The sequence below is a fragment of the Nosocomiicoccus sp. HMSC067E10 genome (assembly GCF_001810835.1).
In the GTDB taxonomy this organism is placed as follows: Bacteria; Bacillota; Bacilli; order Staphylococcales; family Salinicoccaceae; genus Nosocomiicoccus; species Nosocomiicoccus ampullae_A.
Genome location: NZ_KV802780.1, coordinates 1 through 14,405 on the forward strand (window position 1 = coordinate 1; position 14,405 = coordinate 14,405).

General features: G+C 31.4%; 13 protein-coding genes and 1 pseudogene. 10 read left to right on the forward strand and 4 right to left on the reverse strand.

The window, feature by feature from the left end; genetic code table 11:
- Positions 1-203 (reverse strand): TetR/AcrR family transcriptional regulator (locus HMPREF2767_RS07925; protein ID WP_148129013.1); only part of this gene is annotated, 203 nt, incomplete at its 3' end.
- A gap of 129 nt (positions 204-332) precedes the next feature.
- On the opposite strand from HMPREF2767_RS07925, the gene HMPREF2767_RS07930 reads away from it, so the two are divergent.
- Positions 333-836, forward strand: a complete 504-nt coding sequence (locus HMPREF2767_RS07930; protein ID WP_168162133.1) for a carboxymuconolactone decarboxylase family protein — start codon at positions 333-335, stop codon at positions 834-836.
- A 705-nt stretch (positions 837-1,541) separates the two neighbouring features.
- Here the strand turns inward: HMPREF2767_RS07930 and HMPREF2767_RS08955 are convergent.
- Together HMPREF2767_RS08955 and HMPREF2767_RS07935 are read right to left on the reverse strand one after the other, a co-directional pair.
- Positions 1,542-1,691, reverse strand: a pseudogene (locus HMPREF2767_RS08955) (replication initiation protein); the annotation flags it as partial.
- Positions 1,692-1,964: 273 nt separating this feature from the next.
- On the reverse strand, positions 1,965-2,732 hold the full coding sequence (locus HMPREF2767_RS07935; RefSeq protein ID WP_070623768.1) for a helix-turn-helix domain-containing protein: 768 nt from the start codon (positions 2,730-2,732) through the stop codon (positions 1,965-1,967).
- Between the two features lie 112 nt (positions 2,733-2,844).
- On the opposite strand from HMPREF2767_RS07935, the gene HMPREF2767_RS07940 reads away from it, so the two are divergent.
- Together HMPREF2767_RS07940 and HMPREF2767_RS07945 are read left to right on the forward strand one after the other, a co-directional pair.
- Complete coding sequence (locus HMPREF2767_RS07940; protein ID WP_070623771.1) at positions 2,845-4,185, forward strand: MATE family efflux transporter; 1,341 nt, start codon at positions 2,845-2,847, stop codon at positions 4,183-4,185.
- Between the two features lie 377 nt (positions 4,186-4,562).
- Entirely contained in the window at positions 4,563-5,795 is a 1,233-nt protein-coding gene (locus tag HMPREF2767_RS07945; protein ID WP_070623774.1) for a TraB/GumN family protein, read from the forward strand.
- Positions 5,796-6,005: 210 nt separating this feature from the next.
- On the opposite strand, the gene HMPREF2767_RS07950 is transcribed toward HMPREF2767_RS07945, so the two are convergent.
- Positions 6,006-6,638, reverse strand: a complete 633-nt coding sequence (locus HMPREF2767_RS07950) for a hypothetical protein (protein WP_246828784.1) — start codon at positions 6,636-6,638, stop codon at positions 6,006-6,008.
- A gap of 259 nt (positions 6,639-6,897) precedes the next feature.
- Here HMPREF2767_RS07950 and HMPREF2767_RS07955 point away from each other — a divergent pair, with 259 nt between their 5' ends.
- From HMPREF2767_RS07955 to HMPREF2767_RS07985, 7 genes are all read left to right on the forward strand, one after another.
- A complete protein-coding gene (locus HMPREF2767_RS07955) occupies positions 6,898-7,344 on the forward strand; it encodes an ASCH domain-containing protein (RefSeq protein ID WP_070623780.1) in 447 nt (148 codons plus the stop codon).
- A gap of 189 nt (positions 7,345-7,533) precedes the next feature.
- Complete coding sequence (locus HMPREF2767_RS07960) at positions 7,534-8,763, forward strand: ABC transporter permease (protein ID WP_070623782.1); 1,230 nt, start codon at positions 7,534-7,536, stop codon at positions 8,761-8,763.
- A 9-nt stretch (positions 8,764-8,772) separates the two neighbouring features.
- Complete coding sequence (locus HMPREF2767_RS07965; RefSeq protein WP_070623786.1) at positions 8,773-9,423, forward strand: ABC transporter ATP-binding protein; 651 nt, start codon at positions 8,773-8,775, stop codon at positions 9,421-9,423.
- A complete protein-coding gene (locus tag HMPREF2767_RS07970) occupies positions 9,420-10,796 on the forward strand; it encodes an ABC transporter permease (RefSeq protein WP_070623788.1) in 1,377 nt (458 codons plus the stop codon). Before HMPREF2767_RS07965 ends, HMPREF2767_RS07970 begins: the two co-directional genes overlap by 4 nt.
- Positions 10,797-10,826: 30 nt before the next feature.
- Positions 10,827-11,480 carry a response regulator transcription factor gene (locus HMPREF2767_RS07975; protein ID WP_070623791.1) on the forward strand — a complete coding sequence of 218 codons (654 nt, stop codon included), beginning with the start codon at positions 10,827-10,829 and terminating at the stop codon, positions 11,478-11,480.
- Between the two features lie 4 nt (positions 11,481-11,484).
- Positions 11,485-12,795: a sensor histidine kinase gene (locus HMPREF2767_RS07980; RefSeq protein ID WP_070623794.1), complete on the forward strand. Its 1,311-nt coding sequence runs from the start codon at positions 11,485-11,487 to the stop codon at positions 12,793-12,795.
- A gap of 136 nt (positions 12,796-12,931) precedes the next feature.
- The gene (locus HMPREF2767_RS07985; RefSeq protein WP_070457109.1) at positions 12,932-14,389 is read left to right on the forward strand and encodes a carbon starvation CstA family protein; all 1,458 of its coding nucleotides are present in this window, start codon (positions 12,932-12,934) and stop codon (positions 14,387-14,389) included.
- The last annotated feature ends 16 nt before the right edge of the window (positions 14,390-14,405 follow it).

Genomic DNA, 14,405 nt, shown 5'->3' on the forward strand with positions numbered 1-14,405 from the left:
CTAGGTTGATTATAAAATCTTCCATTCAAAATATCTTCTTTTGAGTCAAAGTTTCTATAAAAAGTTGTTCTATCTAGATCCGCAAGTTTTGTGATTTCGCCTATGGAAATACTATTAAATGACTTTTCTTGCATAAGTTTTATCAAACTTTCATATATCCATTGCTGTGATTGGATTACTGATGGATGATTAGACATCTTCATTACTATTTCACTCCCGTGCAACAAAAACCGTATTATGTTGAACTTCATTACAAAGTGTTGAGCTTATGTTATATGTAATTTACTATATAATCAAAAGTTCTACAAATGTTGCAATTAGGAGAGAGTATAATGAATAAAATTATATCTAAAAGTTTAGTAAAAGCTGCTAGTTTTATGAATATGGATAATCGAGTGAACTATTTCAAAGTATCTCCAGTTGGAATGGAAAATATCATGTTACAAGAGAAATATGTCAATAAAATAAAGATAGATCGAAAAATGGTCTCTCTAGTGAAACTATATGTTTCTGTTTTAAGTGGATGTTCTTACTGTATAGAGATGCACTATAAAGAGGCATCAAAAAAGAAAGTTGAGAAGAAACATATAGAGTCGATTTTGAATTTAGATATAGATAACGAGAACTTCAATGAAGAAGAAAGAGCGTTACTATTATTTGCTAAAAAATTAACGCTAATCTCAGAGTATTCTATTTCTGATGAAGAGTATTCAAAGATGAGAAAATATTTGTCAGAGAAAGAGTATGTAGATTTTATAATGCTTGTAAATCAAGTCAATACATGGAACCGTATATCTATAGGTACAGGAAATACAGGAGAGGTTATAGATATTTGATGAGATATGGATTTAGGGAAAGGCGAAACGAAAAATAAAAATTATATAATATAAATTATTGTTCTAGCGATGTAATATGCGATTAAAAATATTAATAGTGGTTTTATAAAACTTTTATTTTCTTTTTTGTAAACTATAATAATTGAAATGGAGAATATGAGTGGTAACCATAAGAACCAAAACAATAAATTATTGAAAAAAATTTCTAAAATGCTAATCATCCTTTAGTTAAGATTAATTAGTATACACTATATTTTGAATTTGTTTCTTTAATACATGTGTAGTTCATATGAACATATATAGCTGCTAGCCCTGCAGGTGTTACTTTAGCACCATTTTTATGATGGATTATTAACCTTATACAAGTATATGAATTATGTTAGTATAGAAATAAGAAAACTCAAAACATAGTATATATCAATAACTTTAAAATGTAAGGACTGATTAAATTTTGGATTTCTTTCTTAACGATATTCTAATCGGTTATATAGTAATTCCCTTACTAATAATTTTTGGCATATTTAAAATGAAAAAGAATGATAATAAAGCACAAGTAAAATCTGTTATATCTTTTTTAATTATTTACTTGATTCTAAGAACAGTATATTTGTTTTTATTTTAGAGTTAAATAGTTAAGATTCGTCTTTTACCCAATTTATAGGCGGTAGATCTAGCTTTTTTCTATCTTTTATATTTATTTTCAATTCAAGCACCGACTCTTTCTGGTTTAAATGTAAATTCATAAGCTATTATTGAATTGCAACGTTCATTCGATTTAATTTTTAAATCAGTAAAATATCGTGATAATTCTTTACTAATATGCTTTAAAATGTTTTTATCAATCTCGCTAAAAGTGTAATATTTTTGAGTATCTTATAATTCTTTAAACTTATCTGTAGAAATTATTACACTACCTACTGTGCGCGATTGTTTAAGTAGTCTTTATACTGTGTTATAGCAAAGAAAATTTCATTTCCGCACGTGTCCAATAACTCATATTTACTGTATTAAAATCATTATGATATTTGATGAGATATGGATTTATTGATTATTCCTGATATTATATATGACATATGAAATAGAAAAAATTAAGCACTTCTCGAGAAATCGAGGAGTGCTTGTTTTTTGTTATAACATATCTAGCATTTCAGGATGGAATACGGACAATATGGTATTACCTTTAGTTTTTAAGTCTTCATTAGAAGTGATATTTCCTAAATCTATCATTGCTCTTGCGGTTGGGTATGGTGATTGATGTTTTACGCCTTTATTAATTGCGATATTATAATATTTTATCGCTGTTTCCGTATCCTTATGTACTAAATTGTAAAGAGTGCCAAGATGATAATAAAATAAAGATATTGTTTTAGATATGCCGTAATAATCTTCCCATAAATTCATTTTTTCTTCTATCTCGTTAATGATATAAGCTTGTTGTTCATCTTTAAATAAAAAGAATATATAACTTAATAAAACAATGTCATTTGGCAATAAGTTTTCTCTATTCTGAATTGAGTTCCAAATAATCTTTCTATACTTTTCTTGTTCTTGAGCTGTACCTTCATAAAGTGTAGCTAGGCTATGTAGAATATCTATTTGAAAATCTGTTAGATAAGGATGATTATTAATAAATTCATCAATAACCACTATACGATTGCTTAATTCATTATTTAAATCATCAAAAAAATTAGGAATATCTTTTGACTTAGAATATAAATAAGCGAACTCAGAAAATGGAATGTTTAGTCGATCTAAAATCATAATTAAACTATAAAAATTAGCATTATCAATATCGTTTTCGATATTCGTATATGTATACTCACTCATAATTCCTTTATAAACATCACTTTTTGATAGATCTCTAGATTCTCTTAAAAATTTTATTAAATTTTCCATTATATCACACCTAGCATTAAATATATTACATTTTTTAAAAAATATGATTCATAAAATATTACTTCTAAAAAAATTTAAAATTGTGGTAATCATAAATCTTAGGAGGAATATTATGAATCATTCTTGGAAAAAGATTGTTAAATACTCATTACCCTTCACTATTATCGGAGTAGTAGAAATTTTAATTGTTATGATAGATCTTATGTGGAGTAAGATATTCATCGATGATGTACAAGCTATTTCTGCTATTCGTATCGTATTTTCTTATCTTTTACTAGTAGAAGGAATTGGAGTTGGTTTTACTTCTGCTTTAGTTATATATATGTCACAAAAATTTCATGAGGCACAGTATAGTAAGTCAGTGAATGCTTTTAATACATTATTTAATAGTAATATTATAATCGGTATTGTTATGAGTATATTAGGAATTATATGTCTTCCATTGATCGGAAAAGTATTTCAAGTGAATGATGAGATACTATCTTATGCACAACAATATGTAATTCCAATGTTGATTGGATTTATAATTTTGAGTTTAGCTAATTTTTTAATACTTTTACCGAGATATTTCAATAAATTAAAGCTGATTTACTTAGGTTTAACTATACTCATTATATCAAATATTGTTATATCTCCATTAGTTGTGATGTTCTTTAAAAAGTTAGAATTTAACGAATTGAATGCAATCGCATGGGGTACTGTAATCTCAAATTTTATTATGCTAAGTTATTTATTTTATATGATAATTTATAAAGATAGATTGAGTCTATTTACAACTCAAGATAGATTTCAATTTAAAATTAATTTTAAACTTATTAAAGAGAATGGAAGCTTTATCTTCTCGCAGATTTTTAATGGATTTACATTTAACTTTTCAGCATTTTTATATCTAGTTATTTTATCTATGTATCCTGATACAGCTTTTAATGTATACGCAATGGCTAGTTATATATTTATGATTGTAGGAATATTTGCGCAGAACTTCTCAGCAAGTGTCATACCACTTGTACCAGAATATAAAGCAAAAAATGAAATTAGCAATTTAAAGGTTTTAATCAGAAAGATGATTACGGTCCTACTAGTGTATACAGGAATTGTTTCAATTCTAATTGTAGTAATCGTGAATGTAACAGATTTACAACTGTTTTCAGGACTAGACATACACTATTTTAGAACTTTTATTAATGTATACATTGTGCCTTGGATGCTTGGTACAATTGCAATGATATTTATTTTAGTTAATGCTGGATCAGGCGATGCTAAAGGAAGTATGTACCTCATCATTTCTAATATGTATATAATTGTGATACTTACATTACTAATTATGCCAAAAATGTTTGAAGACCAAATTATTGGAGTGTTTGTTTCGTTAGCTACCATTCAAATACTGACGTTTATAAATTCTATCTCATTCTATAAAACTAACCGCTGGACGAAGAATTATTTTGCATAAAAATTATAATCAATAAATAAGAAATAAAATAAGACAGTGCTTTCATTAATGTGCTACCAAATTGTTCATATCGCTAATCATAATCTCTTTCACCACGTATTAGAGAGATAGAAAAACTAATAATGAAATAAATGACGGTAGTGATTATAAAAATCTTAAATGTAAAGTATCCAAATATAAAAAAGAATAATATTACAATGAAGTATATTGAAGATATTAGAATGTCAAATTTACTTAGTTGCATTTTAATCCCTCCTTATAATAATTATATCATATTAATTTAATTACTAAAAAATCAGAAATATGTGATAAATGTTAAAATGTATTATACAATATAAAAGTAAACGTTTACAAGGATTAAGTGAAGGAGGTATTTTATGACATATATTAAAAAACAAATGAGATATTTATTGATATTTATTTTTCCTATATTTCTATTAGGATGTGCATCTAATGAAGAGAATGGAGTTTATAATTTAGACTCTGACCTTTCTAATATAGTTGATACTATAGAAGATTATGAGGTAATCGTGCTCGCAGAACCAACTCATGCATCTTCAGACATAGACGAGATATTTATAAAATTAATAACACAATTAACAAAAGACGGTGACTATAATGTTGTTGGTTTAGAAACGTCTAGTGCAGAATTGGAATATTATTTAAATTTCTATGATGAGAGTAATTTAGATATAGTCAGAAATGAAAGTGTTATGGAAAAATATAGACAACCCAATTTTTCGAGTCTCTTTAAAAAACATTGGAATAATGAACTATCTGTAGAAGGTATAGATTGGGTACCTACTGTTTATAATCAAACAACAGATAATACACATTTGTTAGAAAATATTTACCAAGATATAAAAAAGAGTAATATAGAGAATGCAGAGGACTTTAAAAATAAAGAAATTAAACTTAGAGAATTCACTAGTAGAATGATTTTTAATGATGAAGAATATATTGATTACGACGAAGTTGATAGTTATCTTAATTTTTATAAAAACCTTAAAAATAGTAGCAGTTATGAAGATTTGGACCCTCATTCAAAAAAATTTATAAATCACAGAATTGATGTGCTACAGAACCCTTTATCTAAAGAATATTTAACAGGTTTAAAGATTACTAATCCTAATCAAGATTATTTTTCACGCAGAGGAATAGGCATGTATGAAAAAATAAATAACTTAGTTAAAGAAGGAAATAAGGTAATAGTATGGGTTCATAATTGGCATGCCTTAAAAAATCCTGGGAAAATAAATATTCCTAGCGAAGAAGGACAAATATCTAGACCTACTGATCATTATTCTTTAGGTTACTTATTAAATCAATCTAATTTAAAAACCTTTGTTATTGGGACGTATTTTAACAGTGCTGAAAACTTTTCTTCAATTTATTTAAACAATGAAGATTTAGAAAAAATAACTGATGAAAAATTTTTAGAAGCACAACTTTCTTATTATCAGGAAAGTCCATTATTTATAAATCTAGAACAACATAAGCTATTAAATAATAGATACAATGCTTACGACGAAGGTTTTATAGGAACCCTAGAGAACAATTCGATGGTCTTATCTATATTGAAGAAATCACTAATTAAGTATATTTTATGATTATATAAACAGTTAATTCACATTAGTGTTACAAATTAATTTTCATAGTGACGGTTTGTCGATGTTCAAATATTTTTATGCAAAGTTAATCTAGGTGGAAAAGTGGCAAACTTGTTTGCTTACAAGTCCAGTACACAAATTGCATAGCAATTTGTATTCATATGAAATTTAAAAGCACTTCTCGAGGAATCGAGGAGTGCTTGTTTTTACTTAACGTTCTGGTATTATTTCATCAAGAAATTCGCCATATTTTACTTCATTATTTTTGGTTAATAAATGGCCGTAATTATCTAAGATAGTAATATGTGTTTCCCAACCGTTTTCTCTATAAAATTCTTCTCCTTCCTTACTTGCAGTTAAAGCGTCAAAAGGATGTTCTTTGCTGTCGCCAGTATCATGTTCTCCGACAATCCAATAAATAGGGAAGTCGCCCGGTATAATTTCATCTTTTGGAATACGCTCACTTATATTTTCAACTTTTGGAGAACCGCCGCCTCCAAAAAGAACTGCGCCTCCTTCTTTAATATCTACTTTTTGAAGCTTTTCGATTAGCCAGTAAGATGTGATTTCGGCACCACCTGAAAATCCACCTATCCAAAGATTATCATGGTGCGGAAGAGACTGAATTAATTCAATAAGATAATCTGAATTAAGATCTCCTTCTTCCCACCACGTATCATATTTTGTTGAAGGTGTTTTAGGAACGACTAGAGTTAAATTTTTATCTTTTGCCACATGTTTAATCCCTTTTGAACCTTCTAAATACTCTTTTGACTTTGGATTCTGATATTCAAAAGCACCGTCACCATGTAACCATAATAGTATGCCTTTAGAATTACTCACCGGGTAAATCATGTATTCACCTTCACGTCCATTGGATGAAGTGAATGTTTAAGTAGAAGGACTGTTTACTTTATAAATAAATAATGTGAGTAATAAAATTGCTATAATTATAAGCAATACCCACTTTAATTTAATGTCCAATTTTAGTTCTCCTTAATGAATTAGCTATTTAAATTTACATCATTGTGACTTTTTATCATAGTATATATAATTAAATTTAATTACAATGAATATTATTTTATGAGAAGAGTGGTCTATCATGAATAAAGTAAGTGAAGAATATTGGAATGATTATTGGAAAAATCAAGAACAGCCTAAATCAGTGAGTGCATGGCAATTTGGGGATGCTCCTGACACTCTTGCACAGTTAGTAGTAGATGGTATTAAAACCGCAACTTGTTCAGCATATATATTGTATGAAATTGAAAACGAACCTCTGCCTACAACAGAGGATTACAGCATTATTTTGAACAGTGAAAATCAGCCCGTAGCAATTATCAAAACAGTTGAAGTGACTATAACTCCAATGAATGAGGTCAGTGAAGAATTTGCGATTGCAGAAGGCGAAGGAGATAGAACTTACCAATATTGGTGGGATGAGCATGAGAAATTCTTTAAAAAAGAGCTCAATGCAATTGGCCATGAGTTTTCAGAAGACATGCTACTTGTTTGTGAACGTTTCGAATTAATTGATGTAAGAAAATAAATTTAATTTTTTGATTAGTACTCTGATTTATAAAATTAAATATACAAAGATATACATTTATAAAGCTTAATCAAGCACTTTCCATTTTAGGAGAGTGCTTTTTTATTTCCAAAATTTTATTTTTCATTTCATATACGTTTTATAAATGGGTTGTATTATAAACTTGTAAAAGTTTGAAGGAGGTTTGTGATGTTAAGGAATGCATGGGTGTATGTTACGAGAAAGATGAGACGGACGTTGATTTTGCTTTTAATTTTAGCGGTCGTTCTCTCATGTTTATTTTCTTGTTTTAATTTTTTATATACGACAAATCAATTGAAGTCGTCGCTTGAGAAGTCTTCTCGCTCTTCTCTAGTGGTGATGAAAAAAGACGGCGGTGACTTTTTACGTTCGGAGTTTGACTCTGTTGAGGGTGATCAAAAGATTGTTTCTAAATATAAAGGGCTTGCGAAACCTAAAGGTTTAAAAGTGATTGAAGGGGCTCAGACGGTGATGCGAGAGGATTTACCGAGTGAGTTTAGAAAGGTGCTCGCTTTTGAAGCGGTTCAGGATGTGAAACGTCATGAGTTATTCCAAAGTGGTGCGTTTACTATTGAAGCGGGTGAAAATTTAAAAGAGAACGATGAGAATGGTATTTTAATCCACGAAGCTCTTGCGAAAGAAAACAACTTAAAAGTGAATGATGAGATTCAGTTAGAAATGTTTGAAACGAACAGTGAGAAAGCACATGAACCATACACGTTCAAAATTAAAGGGATTTTCTCTGGTAAAAAACAAGAACAATATACAGGTTTAACATCTGATTTTAGTGAAAACACAGTGTTTATGAATTACAAAACAAGTCAGCGTGCACTTGGCCTAGAGGATGATCATATAGTGAACGAATTAGAGATGTTCACAAAAGAACCAGCAAAGTTAAAAGAAACGTTAGAAAAGTCGAGTGTGCTTAGTGCAGAGTTTTACTTTGAAGAAAAAAACGATCCATTTAAAGATGTGATTGAATCTTACGGAAGTATAAATGACATGATTAAGCTTATGGCGTATTCGATATTAGTCGGTGGAGTTTTAGTGTTGTCACTCGTACTCACATTCTTTATCAGAGAACGCATTTACGAAATTGCGATTTTACTTTCGATTGGTGTTAGTAAGTTTAAAGTTATTATGCAGTTTTTAGCAGAACTTTTTATTATATCTATACCGGCACTCGTGTTGTCGTTTATCTTTAGCTATTTTGTTGTAGGGAAAATTATTGAGAATCAGTTAGTACAGAGTGAACTACAAATAGAAATGACGTATCAGTTATCTACATTTGTAATGAGTTATGGATTACTCGTTGTCATTATCGTGATATCTATAGTTATCGCATCGTTAATGATTCTCGTTAAAACGCCAAAAGAGCTATTATCAAAAATTAGTTAGGAGATTATTATGAGCATATTAGAGATAAAAAACGTATCGTATCAATATAAAAGCGGTAAAGGAAAAGTATTATCGAATGTAACTGAAACATTTGAGAAAGGTAAATTTTACGCAATTGTCGGTAAATCAGGATCTGGTAAATCGACGTTACTATCACTTCTTGCTGGGCTAGATGAACCGACAGCTGGACAAATACTATTTGACGGTGAAGATATTAAAAATGCCGGGTACACAAAGCATAGAAAAGACCATATATCGTTAGTGTTTCAAAATTATAATTTAATCGATTATTTATCCCCACTTGAAAACATTCGTTTAGTGAACAAAGAAGCGTCGCCAGATATATTATTAGCGCTCGGTCTTGGTCCAAATGAAGTGAAAAGAAACGTATTGAAACTTTCAGGTGGTCAGCAACAACGTGTAGCGATTGCACGTGCGCTAGTATCGAAAGCTCCGATAATATTAGCAGATGAACCAACTGGGAACTTAGATGACAATACAGCGTTAGATATTATCGAAGTACTAAAAGAACTCGCAATCAAAAGAGATAAGTGTGTCATCGTTGTTACACATAGTAGAGAGGTCGCAAAAGCAGCAGACGTCGTATTAGAACTGAAACAAAAAACACTTCAACTTGTCGATAGGGAGGTAAGAAAATGATAAAAAACGCCTTTCACTATGTGACGAGAAAGAAATTAAAAAGTTTAATTATAATGAGTGTCATTTTAATAATGACGACACTATCTTTAATTGGTTTATCTATTAAAGATTCTACTGAAAAAGCATCTGAAGAGACGTTTGGAAACGTCATGAATAGTTTTATTATGGAAATTAACCGACAAGTGAACCCAGGTACACCTAGAGGTGGGGGTAATATTAAAGGCGAAGATATTAAGAAGATATCAGAAGTAAAAAGTATCGATCACTACGTTAAAAGAATTAACAGTGTAGCAGACTTAGCAGACCATGATATTATCGAAACGCCTGAAACAAAAGTCGATCCGTCGAGTGACCGTGCAAAATACTTTAAGCGTACAGTCATGTTAACAGGGGTAAATGATTCATCTAAAGAAACTAAATTTGTATCTGAAAGTTATAAACTTGTTGAAGGTGAGCATTTAAAAGACGGAGACGTGAGTAAAGTCATCCTTCATAAAGAACTCGCTGAAAAGAATAATCTAAAAGTTGGAGATACAATTATAATCAAGTCGAACGTGTATGATGCGGATAACGAAAAAGGCGCTGATGAAACTGTAGAAGCGGAAATCATCGGATTGTTTGATGGAGAGAACAACGGACCAGTAACATCACCACAAGAGTTATATCAAAACACGATTATGACAGATTTAAATACAGCAGCTAAAGTGTACGGAAATACTGAAGACACTGCAGTATATCAAGATGCGACATTCTTTGTTAAAGGGGATACGAGTTTAGAAACGGTCGTTAAAGATCTTGAAAAACTCGACATCAACTGGAGTATGTATAGTTTAGTTAAGAGTACGTCAAACTTCCCAGCGTTAGAAGAGTCAATCTCAAATATTAGCAGCATTGCGAACACGTTGTTTATCGGTTCACTTATATTTGCTGGTGTCATCGTGTCATTACTATTATTCTTATGGATGAACGCCAGAAGAAAAGAAATTGCGATACTATTATCGTTAGGGATTTCTAAAGGTCAAATACTAATGCAACTTATTTTTGAAGTGATATTTATATCAATCCCTGCATTTATTGCCTCAACGATTATCGCAAAATACACAGCTCAAATATTCGGTGAAAAAATCTTAAGCAAAGTATCTGGCGATATCCAAAAACAAATCGAGTCACAATCATCATCTAGTCAGTTAGGTGGCGGTGCGGAAGTCGATGGATTTAATAGAACTTTAACGCATTTAGATGTTAATATATTAACTGAATCAATCGTTTACGTCGTAATCTTTATGTCTATCGTTTTACTCGTATCAGTCATCATTGCTTCTATAAATATTCTTAAAAAGAATCCGAAAGAGTTGCTTATAGATACGAAATAAGAGAATACAAGTATTAGGTAAGGAGATCATATGAAAGTACTCATTGTTGAAGATGACAAAATAATAAGAGAAGGCATCGCGGAGTATTTATCTGAATTTGGCTACACTGTGATAGAAGCTGAAGATGGTGGAGTAGCGCTAGAATTATTTAACCGTGATATAAAGCTCGTTATTCTAGACATACAACTACCAGTCATGAACGGTTTAGATGTGTTAAAAGAGATTAGAAAAAAGAGTACGCTACCGGTCTTGATGTTAACAGCTTTTAACGATGAAGCGTATAAAATCGATGCGTTTACGCACTTTGCAGATGGCTATATCGAAAAACCATTCTCCTTACCTGTATTAAAAGTAAGAGTCGATGCGCTCATTAAAAAACATTATAGTAACGTAGAAAGTTTTGAGTATCGTGATACAGAAGTGAACTTCACAAGTTACACAGCGACAGTGAACGGTGAGCCAGTTGACGTGAATCCGAAAGAATTAGAGATATTAAAGTGTTTACTCATCAATGAAGGTAATGCATTAACGCGGTCGCAAATATTAGATAACGTATGGAAAGATACCGACGACGCCCCCTATGACCGCGTGATTGATGTGTACATTAAAGAGTTACGAAAGAAACTACAGCTCGACTGTATTAAAACAATACGTAATGTCGGCTATAGACTGGAGAGACAATAACTTTATGAAGATATTTCCTAAAATGTTTATACAAATCTTTTCAGTTCTATTAGTCGTTACGCTACTCATTCATCTATTTGTCTTTTTAATTTTCCCAAAACCATATTTAGAAAGTAGAAAAGATGAAATTTATCGTAAAGCAGACGAAATATCAGAGAATTTAAATGGCCAGTCACTCTACTATGTCCAAGAATCATTAAATTTCTATTCGGAGAATAGTGAAATTAAAGTCGCTTTAAAAGGTAATCACAATAACAATGCTGTAGAGATTAACAAAGACGTTGGCATCGATCCGACGAGTAGTAATAACTCACTTATCATCGAAGAGCGTACAATTACTTTAAATAGTGGTGAAAATCTAGACGTTCAGTTTATATCAACAGCAGATATGCAAAAGGATGCGAGAGATTTAAGCTTTAAATTTCTACCGTATTCACTACTGTTATCATTAATCGTATCTGTTATCGTTGCGCTCGTTTATGCAAAATTTATTAAAAATAATATCGAAGAAATAAAATCTGTCACAGACGATATGATGTTGCTCGATAAAAGTGCATCGTTAGCAGTTACGTCAAACGATGAAATCGGAGATTTAAAAAGACAAATTAACGAATTGTATTTTACGCTACTACAGTCGATAGACGATTTAGAAGTTAAAAACAAAGAAATTTTAAAATTAGAAGCGTTAAAGTATGACTTTTATAGAGGCGCATCTCATGAGTTAAAAACACCACTCGCAAGTCTTAAAATTATACTCGAGAACATGCAGTATAACATCGGGAAATACAAAGATAGAGATAAATATATCGCGAATTGTATTGAAATTACAGATGAACTTTCACAAAACATCACGCAAATTTTATCGTTGTCATCTGTCGATCATTTAAAGGAAGATGAAGCGGAAATTCTAATTAACGACGTCTTACAAAACGTTTTAGATAAATATCGTGTTATTTCAAAGCAAAAAAATATTACAATTAGTAATCGAGTAGAAGACGAGACGATATATATTAACCATCAGGCGTTAACAATGATTATGTCAAACTTAGTGAGTAACGCAGTCAAATATACCGACGATCACGGTGAGATTAATATCGGTGTCGGTAATGAATGGTTCTTTATCGAAAATACGTATAAAAATGTTAAAGCGCTAAATACTGACGGGATATTTGATGTGAAATTTGATATCAACAAGAAGACGAGTAATGGGCTCGGGTTATATATCGTGAGTAGTTTATTAGATAATTACAATAAGCAATATAAAGTTGAAACGACAGACAAAGCATTTATTTTTAAAATCAAAATTAACGGATAATAATATGGAATCACCTCTATGAAAATAGAGGTGATTTTTAATATGAATCTATAAAAACGTTTTCTTGAAAACGCTATCTTTATTATTGTATATTCGATATACTAGATTTATAAAACTTCAGAAAGGGAGACAAAATATGATTACATTTTTAGTTAGTATAGTTTTATTAATTATCGGTTACTTTACTTATGGTAAATACGTTGAACGCGTGTTTATGCCAAAAGAACGTCCGACACCTGCGTATACGCATAGTGACGGTGTTGACTATGTGCCGATGAATACGAGAAAAAACTCTCTTATACAGTTATTAAATATCGCAGGAGTCGGACCTATTTTTGGTCCGATTATGGGCGCGCTTTACGGGCCGGTTGCATTCCTTTGGATCGTCATCGGTGCTATCTTTGCTGGTGGTGTACACGACTACTTAACAGGGATGATCTCTATTCGTAACCGTGGTGCACATTTACCAGAGCTTGCAGGTAAATTTTTAGGAAAAGTGATGAAGCACGTCGTAAACGCGTTCTCGTTATTGCTATTAGTGCTCGTTGGAACAGTGTTTGTATCCGCACCTGCAGACTTACTATACAATTTAATGAATGGAAAGATTGCGTTAACAGTTATTTTAGTACTGATATTTGCGTACTATATTTTAGCGACACTGTTACCAATCGATAAAATCATCGGTCGATTTTATCCGATTTTCGGTCTATTACTTCTCATCAGTGCGATTGGTATTGGTGGCGGATTAATTATAAAAGGTGCCCCGATCCCAGAAATCACACTACAAAATTTACATCCGGAAAACCTTCCGATTTTCCCGTTATTATTCTTAACGATTTCATGTGGTGCGTTATCTGGATTCCACGCAACTCAGTCACCAATTATTTCGCGTACGACTGAAAAAGAAGGCCAAGGTCGTAAAATTTTCTATGGTATGATGATCGCAGAAGGAATTATCGCAATGATCTGGGCAGCAGCAGGTATGAGCTTATTCTCAGGTGAAAACTTAAACGAATTACTCGCTTCAGGTGGACCGGCAGTTGTCGTAAGTGAAATCGCAACGACGATGTTAGGGGCAGTTGGTGGAACACTCGCAATTTTAGGGGTAATCATTTTACCAATCACGTCAGGAGACACTGCATTCCGTGGTGCACGTATGATCATTGCAGACTACTTTAACATTGGGCAATCTAAAATTAGTAAACGTCTAATGATTGCTTTACCGATGTTCGTCATTTCAATCGCTTTAACACAAATGGACTTTAATATATTATGGCGCTACTTCTCATGGGCGAACCAATCGACAGCAGTCATCGCACTATTTGTTGGAGCGATGTACTTATTTGTCAGTAAGAAAAACTACTGGATTGCACTCATTCCAGGTATATTTATGTTAATGGCGACGACGACTTATATTTTAAACGCCAAAATCGGATTTAACTTACCAATGAACGTGTCGTATATCGGTGCGACTGTTGTAACAGTTGTATTAACAGCAGCGTTCTTTATTGCAGCAAAACGCGCGCGTAGAGACGAGATACCGTTAGAAGAAGATATATCACATTACAAGCCGACGTATGCCGTGACAGAATGATGATTTAGAAATGTTA

Bases quoted from the DNA above. Each gene is read 5' to 3' on its own strand.
- HMPREF2767_RS07930 (WP_168162133.1), top strand. From the start codon at position 333: ATGAATAAAATTATATCTAAAAGTTTAGTAAAAGCTGCTAGTTTTATG.
- HMPREF2767_RS07935 (WP_070623768.1), bottom strand. From the start codon at position 2,732: ATGGAAAATTTAATAAAATTTTTAAGAGAATCTAGAGATCTATCAAAA.
- HMPREF2767_RS07940 (WP_070623771.1), top strand. From the start codon at position 2,845: ATGAATCATTCTTGGAAAAAGATTGTTAAATACTCATTACCCTTCACT.
- HMPREF2767_RS07945 (WP_070623774.1), top strand. From the start codon at position 4,563: ATGACATATATTAAAAAACAAATGAGATATTTATTGATATTTATTTTT.
- HMPREF2767_RS07955 (WP_070623780.1), top strand. From the start codon at position 6,898: ATGAATAAAGTAAGTGAAGAATATTGGAATGATTATTGGAAAAATCAA.
- HMPREF2767_RS07960 (WP_070623782.1), top strand. From the start codon at position 7,534: ATGTTAAGGAATGCATGGGTGTATGTTACGAGAAAGATGAGACGGACG.
- HMPREF2767_RS07965 (WP_070623786.1), top strand. From the start codon at position 8,773: ATGAGCATATTAGAGATAAAAAACGTATCGTATCAATATAAAAGCGGT.
- HMPREF2767_RS07970 (WP_070623788.1), top strand. From the start codon at position 9,420: ATGATAAAAAACGCCTTTCACTATGTGACGAGAAAGAAATTAAAAAGT.
- HMPREF2767_RS07975 (WP_070623791.1), top strand. From the start codon at position 10,827: ATGAAAGTACTCATTGTTGAAGATGACAAAATAATAAGAGAAGGCATC.
- HMPREF2767_RS07980 (WP_070623794.1), top strand. From the start codon at position 11,485: ATGAAGATATTTCCTAAAATGTTTATACAAATCTTTTCAGTTCTATTA.
- HMPREF2767_RS07985 (WP_070457109.1), top strand. From the start codon at position 12,932: ATGATTACATTTTTAGTTAGTATAGTTTTATTAATTATCGGTTACTTT.